Annotated in this window: 1 protein-coding gene; it reads left to right on the top strand. The window is 68.0% G+C overall.

Annotated features, from left to right (window positions below):
* The coding region (locus tag IG90_RS40520; RefSeq protein WP_033895144.1) for a condensation domain-containing protein at positions 1–206 on the top strand (206 nt) is incomplete at both ends.

The following is a 206-nucleotide window of genomic DNA, read 5'->3' as shown; positions in this document are numbered from 1 at the left end:
GGCCCTGAGGTCAGCGGCCCGGTACGCCTTCGATCTGGCGACTGAAATTCCCCTGCGTGCCGAGTTGTTCAGCCTCGCCCCTGACCGCCACGTCCTCGTTCTGATTTTGCATCACATCGCGGGTGACGGGTGGTCGTTGGGCCCGCTCGCCACCGACCTCACGCGTGCCTACACGGCGCGGGTGGAGGGGCGGGTGCCGGAGTGGT

This window comes from Streptomyces anulatus (assembly GCF_000721175.1).
Classification (GTDB): Bacteria; Actinomycetota; Actinomycetes; order Streptomycetales; family Streptomycetaceae; genus Streptomyces; species Streptomyces anulatus_C.
Note: the sequence above shows the minus strand (reverse complement) of the source record. Positions and strands in the feature narration are given on the sequence as shown.